The sequence below is a fragment of the uncultured Salinibacterium sp. genome, from assembly GCF_963974405.1.
In the GTDB taxonomy this organism is placed as follows: Bacteria; Actinomycetota; Actinomycetes; order Actinomycetales; family Microbacteriaceae; genus Rhodoglobus.
Genome location: NZ_CAXBBH010000002.1, coordinates 40,852 through 55,137 on the forward strand (window position 1 = coordinate 40,852; position 14,286 = coordinate 55,137).

Annotated in this window: 16 protein-coding genes; 11 read left to right on the forward strand and 5 right to left on the reverse strand. The window is 62.7% G+C overall.

Annotation, left to right across the window (positions count from 1 at the left end):
• Positions 1–16 precede the first annotated feature (16 nt).
• Together AACZ26_RS08605 and aspS are read right to left on the reverse strand one after the other, a co-directional pair.
• Entirely contained in the window at positions 17–307 is a 291-nt protein-coding gene (locus AACZ26_RS08605; RefSeq protein WP_339620745.1) for a hypothetical protein, read from the reverse strand.
• A 72-nt stretch (positions 308–379) separates the two neighbouring features.
• Positions 380–1,708, reverse strand: coding sequence for an aspartate--tRNA(Asn) ligase (gene aspS, locus AACZ26_RS08610; RefSeq protein WP_339620747.1), 1,329 nt, complete (start codon positions 1,706–1,708; stop codon positions 380–382).
• Positions 1,709–1,775: 67 nt separating this feature from the next.
• Between aspS and AACZ26_RS08615 the strand changes: the two genes are divergently transcribed.
• Genes AACZ26_RS08615 through ccsB form a run of 5 tightly spaced genes read left to right on the forward strand, consistent with a single transcriptional unit; the run spans position 1,776 to position 6,385 of the window.
• Positions 1,776–2,411, forward strand: a complete 636-nt coding sequence (locus tag AACZ26_RS08615) for a histidine phosphatase family protein (protein ID WP_339620749.1) — start codon at positions 1,776–1,778, stop codon at positions 2,409–2,411.
• Positions 2,408–2,998 (forward strand): TlpA disulfide reductase family protein, encoded by a 591-nt coding sequence (locus AACZ26_RS08620; RefSeq protein WP_339620750.1) that lies wholly within the window; start codon positions 2,408–2,410, stop codon positions 2,996–2,998. Before AACZ26_RS08615 ends, AACZ26_RS08620 begins: the two co-directional genes overlap by 4 nt.
• A complete protein-coding gene (locus tag AACZ26_RS08625; RefSeq protein ID WP_339620751.1) occupies positions 2,999–3,742 on the forward strand; it encodes a cytochrome c biogenesis protein CcdA in 744 nt (247 codons plus the stop codon).
• Entirely contained in the window at positions 3,720–5,387 is a 1,668-nt protein-coding gene (locus AACZ26_RS08630) for a cytochrome c biogenesis protein ResB (protein WP_339620752.1), read from the forward strand. The genes AACZ26_RS08625 and AACZ26_RS08630 overlap by 23 nt, the downstream gene beginning before the upstream one ends.
• Positions 5,384–6,385, forward strand: a complete 1,002-nt coding sequence (ccsB, locus tag AACZ26_RS08635) for a c-type cytochrome biogenesis protein CcsB (protein ID WP_339620754.1) — start codon at positions 5,384–5,386, stop codon at positions 6,383–6,385. The genes AACZ26_RS08630 and ccsB overlap by 4 nt, the downstream gene beginning before the upstream one ends.
• Positions 6,386–6,517: 132 nt before the next feature.
• On the opposite strand, the gene AACZ26_RS08640 is transcribed toward ccsB, so the two are convergent.
• Together AACZ26_RS08640 and AACZ26_RS08645 are read right to left on the reverse strand one after the other, a co-directional pair.
• Positions 6,518–7,132: a hypothetical protein gene (locus tag AACZ26_RS08640; RefSeq protein WP_339620755.1), complete on the reverse strand. Its 615-nt coding sequence runs from the start codon at positions 7,130–7,132 to the stop codon at positions 6,518–6,520.
• Between the two features lie 66 nt (positions 7,133–7,198).
• Positions 7,199–8,191 (reverse strand): o-succinylbenzoate synthase, encoded by a 993-nt coding sequence (locus tag AACZ26_RS08645; protein WP_339620757.1) that lies wholly within the window; start codon positions 8,189–8,191, stop codon positions 7,199–7,201.
• Positions 8,192–8,233: 42 nt separating this feature from the next.
• On the opposite strand from AACZ26_RS08645, the gene AACZ26_RS08650 reads away from it, so the two are divergent.
• The 4 genes from AACZ26_RS08650 (at position 8,234) to AACZ26_RS08665 (ending at position 11,910) form a co-directional block, all read left to right on the forward strand.
• On the forward strand, positions 8,234–8,659 hold the full coding sequence (locus AACZ26_RS08650) for a 1,4-dihydroxy-6-naphthoate synthase (RefSeq protein WP_339620759.1): 426 nt from the start codon (positions 8,234–8,236) through the stop codon (positions 8,657–8,659).
• Positions 8,660–8,741: 82 nt separating this feature from the next.
• Positions 8,742–9,701 carry a 1,4-dihydroxy-2-naphthoyl-CoA synthase gene (locus AACZ26_RS08655; RefSeq protein WP_339620761.1) on the forward strand — a complete coding sequence of 320 codons (960 nt, stop codon included), beginning with the start codon at positions 8,742–8,744 and terminating at the stop codon, positions 9,699–9,701.
• Positions 9,702–9,717: 16 nt separating this feature from the next.
• Positions 9,718–10,848: an AMP-binding protein gene (locus tag AACZ26_RS08660; protein ID WP_339620763.1), complete on the forward strand. Its 1,131-nt coding sequence runs from the start codon at positions 9,718–9,720 to the stop codon at positions 10,846–10,848.
• A gap of 9 nt (positions 10,849–10,857) precedes the next feature.
• Positions 10,858–11,910, forward strand: a complete 1,053-nt coding sequence (locus tag AACZ26_RS08665) for a 1,4-dihydroxy-2-naphthoate polyprenyltransferase (RefSeq protein ID WP_339620766.1) — start codon at positions 10,858–10,860, stop codon at positions 11,908–11,910.
• On the opposite strand, the gene AACZ26_RS08670 is transcribed toward AACZ26_RS08665, so the two are convergent.
• Entirely contained in the window at positions 11,845–12,201 is a 357-nt protein-coding gene (locus tag AACZ26_RS08670) for a DUF4229 domain-containing protein (protein WP_339620768.1), read from the reverse strand. The genes AACZ26_RS08665 and AACZ26_RS08670 overlap by 66 nt on opposite strands.
• Before the next feature lie 54 nt (positions 12,202–12,255).
• Between AACZ26_RS08670 and AACZ26_RS08675 the strand changes: the two genes are divergently transcribed.
• Together AACZ26_RS08675 and menD are read left to right on the forward strand one after the other, a co-directional pair.
• The gene (locus AACZ26_RS08675) at positions 12,256–12,588 is read left to right on the forward strand and encodes a PLDc N-terminal domain-containing protein (RefSeq protein ID WP_339620770.1); all 333 of its coding nucleotides are present in this window, start codon (positions 12,256–12,258) and stop codon (positions 12,586–12,588) included.
• A complete protein-coding gene (gene menD / locus AACZ26_RS08680) occupies positions 12,569–14,284 on the forward strand; it encodes a 2-succinyl-5-enolpyruvyl-6-hydroxy-3-cyclohexene-1-carboxylic-acid synthase (protein ID WP_339620772.1) in 1,716 nt (571 codons plus the stop codon). Before AACZ26_RS08675 ends, menD begins: the two co-directional genes overlap by 20 nt.
• Positions 14,285–14,286 lie beyond the last annotated feature (2 nt).

The window sequence follows — 14,286 nt, forward strand, 5'->3', positions numbered from 1 at the left end:
CACTACCAGTTGTCAGCTATTTGCTGACGCTGATGGGGCCCGTCATGTGGTTCTTGATCGAATCACGCTCTGCCGCCAACGACGCGAGGGTTCCGCTGTCGAGTCCTGGCTGAAGCATGTCGTCGAAGGGGTTGCCCATACCGCTTTTGGAGTGCACCGCTTCGGCGTAGGCCGTTGCCGCCGCTGCCACTTTTGCACTCGCCCGCTGAGCCTTCTTGAGTGAAACAGCACTGCTCCCCACAACCTCAGCGTGCTTGTTCAGCGCCTTCTTGAGATCCTTCAGAGCCGCATCAATTTTCTTTGACATGGGGTCATCCTGCCTTAACGAGTTGCGTGCTGGCTATGGGGTCGGTGTGTCGGATGCGGCACCCAGCAGTGACTACGGGGTCAGTCGTGTCGGTCCGCGGAAGAGGTACGTCGCTTCGCGCAGGTTCGGCAGGCCGAGCAGCAGCATCAGCACGCGACCGAGGCCCATGCCGAATCCGCCGTGCGGGGGCACGCCGTAGCGGAAGAAATCGAGGTAGAAGTCGAGCTCGGCAGGGTCCATACCCTTGTCGCGAATCTGCGCCTCCAAGACATCGACGCGGTGCTCACGCTGAGCTCCAGTGGAGATCTCGACGCCGTTGAACACGAGGTCGTAGCTGTTCGTGAGGCCCGCATCATCCGCGTGACGCATGTGATAAAACGGGCGGATGCTGGCGGCGTAGTCGGTCAAGAATACGAAGTCGTGATCGAACGTTTCTTTCACGTAGGCGGCGATCTGGCGCTCGCCTTCTGGGTCCATATCGGCGTCGGCACGCGGCACGGTGTAGCCACGGTCGCTGACGATCTGCTTAGCCTCGGCGAGCGGGATGCGGGGGAACGGGCGAGTGGGCACCGTCATCTCGATGCCGAACAGCTTCTCGATCTCGTCGCCGTGCTTGTCTTTGACAGCCTGGAATCCGGCAACCATGAGCTCTTCGTGCAAGTTCATGACGTCTTCGTGGCTGGAGATCCAGCTGATCTCGCTGTCGACCATCGTGAACTCGGTGGCGTGACGCGAGGTGAAGCTGGGGTCGGCACGGAAGCTCGGGGCGATCTCGAAAATCTTGCCGAAGCCAGCGGACTGCGCCATCTGCTTGAAGAACTGCGGGCTCTGCGCCAAGTACGCCTTGGTGTCGAAGTAGTCGACCTCGAACAGCTCCGCCTTCGATTCGCTTGCGCTCGCCATGAGCTTGGGGGTGTGAACCTCGATAAAGTCGTTCTCGACCCAGTAGGTGCGCCACGCGTGCTCGAGCGTGGTCTGGATGCGGAAGATCAGATTGTTGCGCGGCACGCGAAGGTCGAGGAAGCGCCAGTCCATGCGCTTGTCAACGCTGGTGTCTTCGGCAATCGGGGTCTCGGGGATGGCCTCAGCCGCGATCTCGATAGCGGCAAGCTTGATCTCCACGCCGCCGAGCTTCACGCGCTCGTCGTGCTTCAACTCACCGCTCGCGGTGAGGAAGGTGCCCTGAGCGAGCCCCGAGATGATCTCGGCGAGGGGGTCCTCGGCCGGGGTGCCGTCTTCGTTGAACGAGCGAGGGTGAACAAGCTGCACCGCACCCGACTCATCGCGCAGTACGACGAACTGCACCTTCTTTTGATCTCGAACAGTGTCGACCCAACCCGAAACGGAGGTCTCTCCATCGCTTGCGGCGGCCAAGTTCTTAATAAGGGTGCGTGTAGTCACAGCGCCGAGTTTACAAGGGATAACGCGAGAGAAAGTGCGGCAGGGCTGCCAACGTAGACTGAATACCGTGCCAGCAGACCTCATCCATCTCGTCCGCCATGGTGAAGTGCACAATCCCGACCGCATTCTCTATGGCCGTCTTCCCGGGTATCACCTCAGTGAACTCGGTCACACGATGGCGGATGTCGCCGCCGCAAGCTTCGCCGACCGGCCGCTCACGGCGCTCTACGCGAGCCCTCTGCAGCGCGCTCAAGAGTCAGCGCAGCCCTGGTCGGAACGCTACGCATTGCCCATCGCGACCGAAGAACGCATCATCGAGCCGGCTAACTGGTTCGAGGGCGGTCGCCTGCAATTTCCGAAGGTTCTCACCCAGCCGCGGGCCTGGCCGCACCTCGTAAACCCGCTCAAGCCCAGTTGGGGCGAAGCCTACGTGAGCATCGAAGCGCGCATGCTCGCCGCTATCGATGACGCGTGGTCGGCTGCCGAGGGCGGCGAAGTGGTCATGGTCAGTCACCAGTTGCCCATCGTGATGGTCGCTCGTTCCGTCAAAAAGATGCGCTTGGCGCACGACCCCCGCAACCGTCGCTGCACGCTGTCGAGCGTCACGACGCTCGCTCGCGAGGGTGACCATTTCGTCGAGGTTGACTATCAGGAACCTGCGGGAGAATTGCTCGCAGCATCCATCGATCTAGGAGCAGTGTGAACCGCCGTCTCATTGCCGTTGTTGTGGCGTTCGCCGCTCTCACGACGGTCTCGTGTTCCAGCCCGAACGAGTCTCTTGCCCAGCAGTACCAAAACGGTTCAGAAGAGGGCTACATTTCGGGCGACGGTTCGACCGTCGAGATCCCGGCCAGCAATCGCGATGAACCCATCACGTACGAGGCCACGCTCGATACCGGTGAAGCGGTCTCGAGCAGCGACTTCGCTGGCTCGGTCTATGTCGTCAACTTCTGGTATTCGAGCTGCCCACCGTGCCGACTAGAAGCCCCCGATCTTGCTGAACTGAGCGAGGAGTACACCGAGGTGCCGTTCCTTGGCGTCAACGTGGCAGATACCGCAGATACCTCTCTTACGTTTGCTGATGAGTTCGGCATCCCGTACCCCTCTGTCGTGGATGCCACGACCGCGGGCGTGCAGCTGGCGTTTGCCGGCTCCGTGCCTCCCAACGCGGTGCCGACCACTCTCGTCGTGGACCGCGAGGGTCGCGTTGCCGCTCGCATCAGCGGCCTTGTGCGTGACCCGAGCATCCTCGCAGCGATGATCGACTCTGTCATCGCCGAGGAACAGTAAGTGTCTAATCCCGTCGGCGAGCTCATTCTCGGCGGCAACCTTCTTATCGCGATTCCGATCGCGCTGCTCGCGGGCCTCGTCTCGTTCGCGTCGCCCTGCGTTCTCCCGCTCGTTCCGGGCTACCTCGGCTACATCGGCGGCTTCACTAGCAACGAGGAAAAGGGCAGCACGAAGCGTCTTGTTCTCGGCGTTGGCCTGTTCATCTTGGGCTTCACCGTGGTGTTCGTGGCGTTCACCGTGTTGTTCGGCACGGCTGGTCTTCTGCTGCGGCCCTGGCTCGACCTGATCACCCGCATCGCCGGTGCTCTCGTGATCGTGATGGGTGTCGTGTTCATCGGGCAAGTCACTTTCGCGCAGCGCACGATCAAGCCGAAGTTCAAGGTCGCAACCGGCCTCGCTGGTGCACCGCTGCTTGGCGTCGTTTTCGCCCTCGGCTGGACTCCGTGCGTTGGCCCCACTCTCATCGCTGTCGGCAGCATGGTTTTGGATGGTGGCGACCCCGGCCGGGCCGCTATCGTCGGTGTTGCCTACAGTCTCGGTCTCGGCATCCCGTTCCTGTTGGTGGCCCTCGGCCTCAACTGGGCGACCGGATCGGTGGCGTGGATGCGCCGCCACATTCGTCTTATTAATCTGATTGGTGGAGCACTGCTCGTAATGATCGGTCTCCTCATGGTCACCGGCGTGTGGCGTGCAATCGTGACAAGTTTGGGAGCGGTAATCGGTGGCTTCGACACACTCCTCTGATTCAACGAACGGCGACTCGGCCTCGGATAACTCGATGACTGAGGGCGATGCAACGCGCCCGAACGACCACATGGATGCTCCGGCACCCGCGCCGCAGAGCAAAGTTCAGCAACCGCGACTGACTCTCGCGGGCTACGCGCGGTTCTTCTGGCGTCAGCTCACGAGCATGCGCACCGCGCTGTTCCTGCTGTTGCTGCTGGCTGTCGCGGCGATCCCGGGCTCGCTTGTTCCGCAGATCACCTCGGACCCCAACGGCGTTATCGCGTACCGCACTAACTACCCCGATACCGCTGCGGTGCTCGATTTCTTCCAAGTTTTCAACACCTATACCTCGGTGTGGTTCTCCTCGATCTACCTGTTGCTCTTCATCTCGCTGATCGGCTGTGTGCTGCCGCGCACCAAGCACCACTTCGATGCTCTGCGTGCCAGCCCACCCAAGACCCCCGCTCGGCTCTCGCGCCTGCAAGGCTTCACGACGCGCACGACCGATGCGGATGTCGACACGGCCATCGCCTCCGCCCGCCGACTGCTGCGCTCGCAGCGCTACCGCACCGAGCTCTACGGTGACTCGGTCAGCGCCGAACGCGGCTACCTGCGCGAAACCGGAAACCTCGTGTTCCATGCCGCGCTCGTGGGCGTTCTGGTCACGGTCGGAATCGGTGGTGGCTTCGGATACACCGGTCAGCGCGTTGTTGTCGAGGGCTACGCCTTTAGCAATTCGCTCGCCAGTTACGACTCGTTCAACCCGGGCCGTTTCTTCACCGATGATGCGCTCGATCCGTACACCGTCGCGCTCGATTCGTTCGAGCCCGTGTACGAACAGAACAACCGCCAAGCCATCGGTCAAGCGATCGACTTCACGGCCAACGTCACGACCACCGTGCGTGGCGAAGAACCGCAGCAGTCGCAAATCAAGGTCAACGAGCCGCTCAGCCTCAGCGGAACAAACCTGTACCTCCTCGGTAACGGCTATGCGCCCGTGCTCACCGTGCGTGACGCCGATGAGAAGGTCATCTGGTCGCAGCCAACGCCGTGCCTTCCGTTCGATGCCAACCTCGGCAGCACCTGCGTCATCAAAATTCCGGATGGTCTCGACCAGCAAATCGGAATGCTCGGCTTTCTCTACCCGACCACCGGCACACTCAGCTCGGGAGCGCTCGCGTCTGTCTATCCCGACCTCATCTCACCCGTACTCACGTTGGAGGTGTACGAAGGCGACCTCGGCCTCGACAACGGCCAAGGCTCCAACGCCTATGCGCTCAACACTGACTCCCTCGAGCAGGTAGCAGGGCGCACCTCCGAGGCAGAAACACTGCGGTTGACTCCCGGCGATCGGCTCGAGCTACCCAATGGTCTCGGCAGTGTCGAGTTGACGAGCATCCCGCGCTTCGTGTCGCTCGATGTTCACCACGACCCCTCGCAACTGCCCGTGCTCTTGTTCTCCGTCTTGCTATTCGCGGGTCTCATCACCAGCCTCTTTGTACCGCGTCGCCGCATGTGGGTTTCAGCCCGCACCGACGCTTCGGGAACCACAACAATCGAGTACGCCGCACTGGCTCGCGGCGATGACCCTAACCTCGAAGCTGCGGTCACCGACTTTGCCGAGAAACATTCCCAGCAACTCGGGGTTAGGATGGATTCGTGACTGAGACCTTCGTGTCGTATTCGCTGATTGCGGTCTATTCAGCGATGGCGATCTACACCCTTGCGTTCGTGTTGTTTGCTGTCGACTTGGCGCGCCGTTCAGCAGAGTCGAGCGACGCTTCCGCAGCGCGTGCGACCGGTCTTGCTTCGGCATCCGCCCAGCAGGCCAGCGTGATGGTGAACGGCTCCAGTGTGAGCGGCACCGACACCCTGACGACGGCAGGGGCATCCGAGTCGAAGATCGTCGCGCACTCGCCCAAGTCGCTCAAGCTGGCCATGGCGATGACGGTGCTCGCCTGGGTGCTGCACGTCGGTGCGGTCATCTTCCGCGGCGTTGCTGCAAACCGCGTGCCGTGGGCCAACATGTTCGAATTCACGCTCACCGCCACCGCGCTTATCGTCGGTGTCTTTCTCATCGTTCAGTTCTGGCAAGACCTGCGCTTCCTCGGTTCGTTCATCACGGGCTTCGTGCTGATCGCCTTGGGCGTTGGCACCTCCAGCTTCTACGTGGATGTCGTACCCCTGCCGCCTGCGCTGCAGTCGGCCTGGCTGGTCATCCACGTGTTCGTTGCCAGTCTCAGTACGGGGTTCTTTGCCCTCGCCGCCAGCCTCTCGATCGTGCAGCTCATGCAGGCACGCCGCGAAGCCGGCAAAGCGCTCAAGCTGCGCTTCCTCGACACCTTGCCCGCTGCTGACCGCCTCGAAACCTTGGCGTACCGCCTCACGGTTGTCGGCTTCGTCATGTGGACCTTCACGCTTATCGCTGGCGCTGTCTGGGCCGAGCGCGCGTGGGGCCGCTACTGGGGTTGGGACACCAAGGAAGTCTGGACGTTTATCATCTGGACCATCTATGCCGGTTACATTCACGCACGGGCGACTCGCGGATGGCGTGGCTCGCGTTCGGCGTGGCTCGCCATCGTTGGCTTCCTCGCGATCGTGTTCAACTTCACCATCGTGAATCTCTTCTTCAAGGGACTGCACTCCTACTCAGGACTGTAACCACGCGCTGCGGTTACCGACCGCGAGTGAGCCGCTTTCCCTGCCCTGAGCAGAAGGAAAACGCTGGGGCCGCACCGAGCACACCCCAGCGTTTGCTTAGTAGAGCCACACAGCGGCTCAAGATTGTGAGATCTAGGCAGCAGGAGTTAGCTGCATCGGCACTGTCGGGGAACCCTCACCCGTCTTGAATTGGATGATCGGACCGTCCGCCCCGCATTCGTAGGGTGCAGAGTTGATCGGCGCGCTGTCCAAGATCGAATCGAACAGTCCCGCTCCATCTACCGTAATTCCCGAAACGGTGACCGAGAGTGCAACGTCGCTCACGTCGTGAGACGTCGTGATTTCGTTCTCTGTCGCGGAGTAGTCACCGGTGACTCCGCCCGTAATGGTGCCGGTGCCCTCCGCGCCCGATACTTGAACGAGGATCGAAAAATCGGGGGTGTACGCATACGTCGACTCAGTGAAGGAAAGCCCCGTTCCACCCTCAACGCCGATATCGAGCCCGGCATTGGCGGCGCTCAGCGCGGCGTAATACGCCTTCATCTGGTCTTCGGCGATATACCAGTCGCCGATAAGGCACTCCGGGCCGCTTACTGCCTCTTCTTCGGGCTCTGCCGGAGCCGCGGCATCCGTCTCCTCGGCGCTTTCGCCGGGATCGGCGGTCGGCGGAGCACAGGCGGTGAGAGCGACCAGGCTGAGCAGGCTTACGGCGGCTAGTGCACGCACACGGCGCAACTCAGTAGACATTTTCACTCCTCGGCACAGGATCACCCTCGGTGGCGACCAACGGATCCAGATTACTGAGCGACCGAGCTACTGCTCTGAGTAGTTTTTACCTAGTTCGTGGCAGCGCATGAGCCGATCAAGCCACCACTGGGTGCGCTCAGGACTCGCGCCCCATCGGGTGAGTAATGCCTCATCCGCTTCGACGCGACGCACTTCGAGCTTGCCGTCACGGGCACGCAGGGGCGAGGCGGTGACATCGGCGGCGAGAAGAGATGCAGTAGCAAGCCCCGAGTCGTAGTCGAGCGGATCGATCGCCGCAGCCAAGTGCGCTCCCATGGCGAGCCCCACAGAGGTCTCTAGAGCGCTCGAGACCACGACGGGCAGTCCCGCATCTTTCACGATCGCGAGAGCGCGAGAAATGCCCCCCAAGGGCTGTGCCTTGATCACCAAGAGGTCGGCTGCCCCGGCACGCGCAACAGCGAGCGGATCGGCGGCCTTGCGCACACTCTCGTCGGCCGCGACCGGGATGCCCATGTACGCAATGCGGCCACGTAGCTCACCCAGTTCTTCGACAGTCGCACACGGCTGCTCGACATATTCGAGGTCGTATTCAGCGAAAGCATGAATGGCGCGCTCGGCCTCATCGACCGTCCACACACCATTCGCATCGACGCGGATGCGGCCAGCCGGGCCCATGACGCGACGCACTTCGGCGACGCGCGCGACGTCATCCGCGAGCGTCTGGCCGGGCTCAGCCACTTTAATCTTGGCGGTGCGGCAGCCGTGGAAGCGTTCGAGCACAGCCTCGACTAAGTCAGCGGGCACGGCAGGCACTGTGGCATTGACCCAGACATGATCGCGCACGACGGGCGGCTGCTCGTTCCAGGCATAGTCGATCGCGGCGAGGAGCCAGGGGGTGGCTTCGGCATCGTCATACTCGGCGAAGGGAGAAAACTCGCTCCACCCCTGAGGCCCGCGGAACAGCAGAGCCTCGCGTTGATCAATGCCGCGAAAGCGCGACGTCATCGGCAATGACACCACATGGGCGGTATCGAGAATTTCGTTCACTGAAGGGAACATGTTCCCAGTCTGACAAGTTCCACTGTCAGTTAGGGTAATTGCGTGACTAATCCGGGGGATATTGAACGCGTTGCGACCAAAGTCGTGCCGTATTACGTCGTTGGGGTCGTAGACGACGAAGAAACTGTTCTGCCCGATGACGCCGAAGAGGGCGCCTATACAGACGCAGATGACGTGCCTGTTGCGCGACGTGCGCGCCCACGCTGGGTCGGATTCATTGCCGCAGCCCTCGGGGTCGCGACGCTCGTGCTCTTCATCATCGCGATGATCGTGTCATCCGGCGGGGATTACCCAGCAGGCACAGCGCTCGCCTACGCGACCATCGTTACCTCGATTGCGGCAGCGATTACCGCGGTGCTCTCGCTCATTCTTGGCCTACAGCGTCGCTGGGCAGCGTTTGGATTGGCGCTCGGAATACTCGCCAATCCCCTTATCGTGCTGAACGTTTTCCGGTTCTTCGGCGGCTAAACACTGTTCGGTGCCGAGCGAAAGCTGAGCATCCACGGTTCGGCATCAGCTTGCTCGGCAGCCCGATGGTTATGGTGGAGCCATGGCGCCTGTTTCTGAAATCTTTGACGAGAAGTTGTGGCGATCAGTCGCCGGGTTCGACGACCTGACCGACATCACCTATCACCACGATGTGACAGGAACAATCGCGCGCATCGCCTTTGACCGGCCAGAGGTGCGCAATGCCTTTCGGCCGCACACGGTCGACGAGCTCTACCAAACACTCGACGACGTTCGCCAAAACCCGCGCATCGGCGTCGTATTGCTCACCGGCAACGGTCCAAGCGACAAAGACGGCGGCTGGGCATTCTGCTCGGGCGGCGACCAACGGATCCGTGGCCGGGCCGGCTACGAGTACGAAGGCCAAGAAGGCGCCACGAACCCCACGGCCGCAGCTGAGCTCTCCGAAGCCGAAGCTGCCGCCGCAGCGGGCAAGCGCCGTGCCGCTGCCGGTCGCCTGCATATCCTCGAGGTGCAGCGCCTCATCCGCTTCATGCCCAAGGTCGTTATCGCCGTCGTTCCGGGTTGGGCCGCCGGGGGAGGGCACTCGCTTCACGTGGTTTGCGATCTCACGATTGCCAGCGCCGAGCACGCCCGCTTTAAGCAGACGGATGTCGACGTCGGGTCGTTCGACGCCGGCTACGGCAGTGCCTACTTCGCCCGCCAGGTCGGCCAAAAGTTTGCCCGCGAGGTGTTCTTCCTTGCCCGGGAGTACGACGCGCAGCGCGCCCTCGACGCGGGAGCGATCAACGCCTCCGTGCCGCACACCGAGCTCGAAGCCACGGCCTACGACTGGGCGACCACGATCATGACCAAGTCGCCCACCGCCATCCGCATGGTCAAGTTCGCCCTCAACGCCGTCGATGACGGTCTTGTGGGCCAGCAGGTCTTCGCCGGCGAAGCCACCCGCCTGGCGTACGGCACCGACGAAGCTGTGGAAGGCCGCGACTCGTTCCTGCAGAAGCGCGAACCCGACTGGTCGCCCTTCCCCTGGCAGTACTAAGCAGAGAGGTTTACCCGTGACCGCTGAAAACACTCCGACCCGAGAACTCTGGTCTGTTGACGCCCGTGATCCCCGCAAGGTGTGGGCGGCGCTGAAGCCAGCACTCGATGGATCGGGAGCCGCGATTCTGCCGCACCCGACCTCCCCCTCTGGCCTGCCCGAGACCGTGCCCGCGAACGTTGCGGTCATTGTGGAAACGAGCGGATCGACCGGCCGCCCCAAGCGCGTAATGCTCAGTGCTGCGGCGTTGAAGGCGAGTGCTGCGGCATCCGACGAACTTCTGGGCGGATCTGGCCAGTGGCTGCTGGCCGTTCCGGCGCACTACATCGCGGGCATCAACGTGCTGTCGCGCTCGTACTTTGCCGGCACCGAACCCGTACTCATGCCTCCGAAGGGGTTCACGGCGGAGACCTTCGTGGCTGCTGCGGCCGAACTCACTGCCGAGCGTCGCTTTGTCTCGCTCGTGCCCGTACAACTCTCGCGACTGCTCGAGTCGGATGAAGCTGTCGCGGCCCTCTCTCGTTTCACTCGGATTTTGGTCGGCGGCCAGTCGACGCCGATCGCTCTGCTCGCTGCGGCTCGCGCTCGCGGCCTCGCCGTCTCGACGACGTATGGGTCAAGCGAGACCAGCGGCGGTGCTGTCTGGGACGGTAAACCGCTGCCCGGTGTGGGCCTACGACTCGTGGATGACCGCATCGAACTTTCGGGGCCGATGCTCGCTGAGGGCTACCTCGACGATCCGCGCCGCAGCGCCTTCTCATTCCGTCTGCACGAGGGCGTGCGCTGGTACCGCACCGACGATGTCGGGGAGATTGTGGACGGCGTGCTGAGGGTTCGCGGCCGCGCCGACGACATGATCATTTCGGGCGGGGTGAAGGTTTCCCTCGCCGAGGTGGAGACCGCTGTTCGGGCGCTTCCCGGGCAGAGTGCCGCGGTAGTGGTGGCGGCTCCGCATCCAGAGTGGGGCGAAGCTCCCGTCGTCATCACGACGACGGCCATCGAGCTGGATGTGCTGCGCCAGTCGGTCGCTGCCCAGCTGTCTTCGACGGCAGCGGCTCCCGCTCGCGTCATCCTGATCGATGAGATTCCTCTGCTTTCGACGGGAAAACCCGACAAACTCGCCTTAGCGTCAGTCGTGCTTAAGTAGAATCCCTCCGTGGCCTCTCCCAAACAGCAACGCATCGATCCGAAGACCGTCTCGCCGAAGGCGGGCTCGAAGTCGAGTTCGGCGGCGGGCAAGAACGGCAACAAGAATGCCGGCACCGGAAAGAACAAGAGTGGCCGTCCGGGTGGGCGCCCGCCGAAAGCGCCCAAGATTGCCAAGGCAACGGCGCGCGACTGGATCAGCGGCGCTCGCATCCAGACGCTTCCCCTCGCTTTTGCTCCCGTGGCGCTCGGCACCGCTGCCGCCTATGTGCTGCCGCATGAAGAAGACGGTGCTGGGTGGCACTGGCTGCGCGCCCTGCTCTGCCTCGTGGTCGCGGTCTCGCTGCAGATCGGTGTGAACTTCGCCAACGACTACTCCGACGGAGTGAGGGGAACGGATGATCACCGCGTTGGTCCTCGTCGGCTCACCGCCTCGGGTGCCGCTCGTCCGCGCACCGTCATCACGGTCGCGTTCGTCTGGTTCGGCATTGCCGCTGTTGCAGGGCTCATCATTGTCGTGCGCAGCGAGCACTGGTGGCTACTCGGGGTGGGAGCGGCCGCGATCGTCGCCGCCTACTTTTACACCGGCGGCAAGCGCCCGTACGGGTACCTCGGCCTCGGCGAGATCTTCGTCTTCATCTTCTTCGGCCTCGTCGCCACGGCGGGAACCACCTACGTGCTCGCGGATACCGTGAACCTAGAGTCGTGGCTGGCCGCCGTCGCCGTGGGGCTGTTCGCGGTCGCGACGCTCATGGTCAACAACATCCGGGATATCGCTCAAGACAAGATCGCGGGCAAGCGCACGCTGGCTGTTCGAATGGGCAATCTGCCGTCGCGAATCTTCTACGTCGTCGCGATGCTCGTACCGTTCGGCATTCTGGGCGTGTATACCCTGCTCTACTTCAACGCCTACCTCGTGTACTTCGTGCTGCTGGCAGCGCTCCCGGCCTGCGTGATCGTGCTCACCGGCAAGACACCGGCCGAACTGATCTTGGCGCTAAAGCTGACGGGGCTCACTGCTCTGCTGTTCGGCATCGGCCTCGCTCTGGCTATCGCCTTCTAGCGAAGACTCGCGAGCGTTGTCGTCAGCAACAGGCTCGGCGGCAGAGTCGAAGTCGGCCTCGGCATCTTCGGCATCGCGATCGGGATCGTGGCTCGGGCCTTCGCGACGAGCGGCAAAATCGAGAGCAACAGCATCCCGAAGCTTGCCAAAAAAGACATAGGAAACGGCGAACCCGAGCACTGTCGCAATGACGGCGGCGAGCCACGGCTCAGTGTCCGCAATCATGAGAAGAGTGAACGCAGCAGCGAACACTCCGAGGCGGAGCAGCGTGTAGGCAATCCAAGGTTTCACGGCATCAGTCTAGGCTCGCATCCCGCGCGCAGCCTGCGAGCGTAGAATGGTGGCATGACTCGTCTATTGGTCGTTCTCGCCTTCGCACTCGTTGCGGTCGACGTGTTCTCCATCGTGGATGTGGCTCTGACTGATCGCAGCCGCGTGCGCGCATTGCCTAAGGCGCTCTGGATTATCGTGATCCTGCTCTTGCCCGTCATTGGCGTAGTGCTCTGGTTCATGCTCGGTAAGGCACGTAGTTCTAGCTCTGGTCGTCCGCGCACCGTTGCGCCTGACGATGACCCCGATTTCTTGCGCAACATGCGCGCCAAAGAAGAACAGGATGAGCGCATTCGCCGCCTCGAACAGGAACTAGCAGATCTCGACGATGACGATAAGATCAACTAACTCTCCGGCCACCAATTTCTCGGTAGCCCTTCTCGAAGAGTTCGTTCGTCTCGGCGTTCGAGACATCGTGCTGAGCCCCGGCTCGCGCTCGCAGGCTATTGCGCTTGCCGCTGCCGAGTTCGAAAAGCACGGCTTGTTGCGACTGCGCGTGCGCATCGACGAGCGTGTGGGGGCCTTCCTTGCTCTCGGTCTCGCGGTCGAAACGCAGTCGCCGGTCTTGGTTGTCACGACCTCCGGCACCGCGGTAGCCAACCTGCATCCGGCGGTGCTCGAAGCACATCACTCTGCTGTTCCGCTCATCATCATTAGTGCCGACCGACCGGATTCCCTGCGCGGCATTGGCTCCAACCAGACCACTCAGCAGCCGGGAATTTTCGGCACCGCTGTTCACCAGACGTGGGATGTCGAGGCGCCGACCGGTGCTGCCGGCGAGATGGATGCCGCGGCCCAACTCGCGCGCGACGCTGTCGCCGCGGTCAACGGCCCCGTTCATCTCAACCTGTCTTTCGACGAGCCGCTGTCTGCGCCGTTCGTCTGGCATCCTACTGAGAACGAGGTGGCCCCCGAACCGGCGGCTCACCGCGAGCCCGTGTTCCCCGATCTTTTTAGTGACCTCGACCCCGTGGTGGAAAACACCACGCACCAGTCGCCTGGCGCTCCCGCGACGCTCGCGCTGAGCCCGTCTCCCGCAACTGTGGTGGTGGCCGGAACCGGCGCTGGCCCGCGGGCTGAGCAGGTTGCTCGCGAGCTGGGTGCACCGCTCATCGCCGAGGTTTCGAGTGGCGCCCATTTCGGCCCGAACCTCGTCGTTGCCTATCGCGAGCTGTTGAACACGGCCAACTTCGGCGACCGCGTCGCTCGCGTGATCGTATTCGGGCATCCGACTCTGAGCCGCGAAATTCCGGCGCTCATTCAGCGTCGCGGCGTCGAGACTGTCGTCGTGCGGCATCCCTCGGCAGACGACTACAACCCCGGCCGCTGCGTGCGACTCTTCGTCGATGAGGTTTCTGTTTCGGGCGAAGCTACCGACCGCGCCTGGCTGGGGCGCTGGGTAACGACGAGCCGCCAGTTGCTCGAAACCGAGAGCATTGCGCCCGATATTGATGCGGATGCTGGAACTCACGCCAAGTCTGAGCTTGCGATTGTGCGCACCCCCGTCGATCGGCGGATGCTCGCCGAGGCAGTGTGGCGCGCGACGTGGCCGCACGATCGCCTCGTGTTGGGTGCTTCGCGCCTCATTCGCGAGGTAGACCGCGTTGCGCCGGGCAAGAAGATTTCGGTTCATGCCAATCGTGGTCTCGCGGGCATCGACGGCACCATCTCGACGGCGTTAGGTATTGCCCTCGCGAGTCAAGCGGAGAAGGGCAACGAGGGCGTCACTCGTGTTCTTCTCGGCGACCTCGCCATTTTTCATGACGTGGGCGCGCTCATGTTCGGCGCGGGAGAACCTCGTCCGCGCATCCAAGTGATTGTCGGCAACGACGGTGGTGGCACAATCTTCGACGGACTCGAGGTCGCAGGTCAGGCCGGCGAGAGTTTCGACCGGGTGCTGCTGACTCAACAGAATGCATCTATCGAGGCGCTCGCTGCTGCCTACGGTTGGCGCTATATTTCTGCGTCGACGCGGGGCGAGCTTGACCAAGCCCTTTCGGCTCATCCCGAGCCCACAATCATCGAAGTTCCGCTCGGTCGCTAAGG

Bases quoted from the DNA above. Each gene is read 5' to 3' on its own strand.
- AACZ26_RS08605 (WP_339620745.1), bottom strand. From the start codon at position 307: ATGTCAAAGAAAATTGATGCGGCTCTGAAGGATCTCAAGAAGGCGCTG.
- AACZ26_RS08640 (WP_339620755.1), bottom strand. From the start codon at position 7,132: ATGTCTACTGAGTTGCGCCGTGTGCGTGCACTAGCCGCCGTAAGCCTG.
- AACZ26_RS08645 (WP_339620757.1), bottom strand. From the start codon at position 8,191: ATGTTCCCTTCAGTGAACGAAATTCTCGATACCGCCCATGTGGTGTCA.
- AACZ26_RS08655 (WP_339620761.1), top strand. From the start codon at position 8,742: ATGGCGCCTGTTTCTGAAATCTTTGACGAGAAGTTGTGGCGATCAGTC.
- AACZ26_RS08675 (WP_339620770.1), top strand. From the start codon at position 12,256: ATGACTCGTCTATTGGTCGTTCTCGCCTTCGCACTCGTTGCGGTCGAC.
- menD (WP_339620772.1), top strand. From the start codon at position 12,569: ATGACGATAAGATCAACTAACTCTCCGGCCACCAATTTCTCGGTAGCC.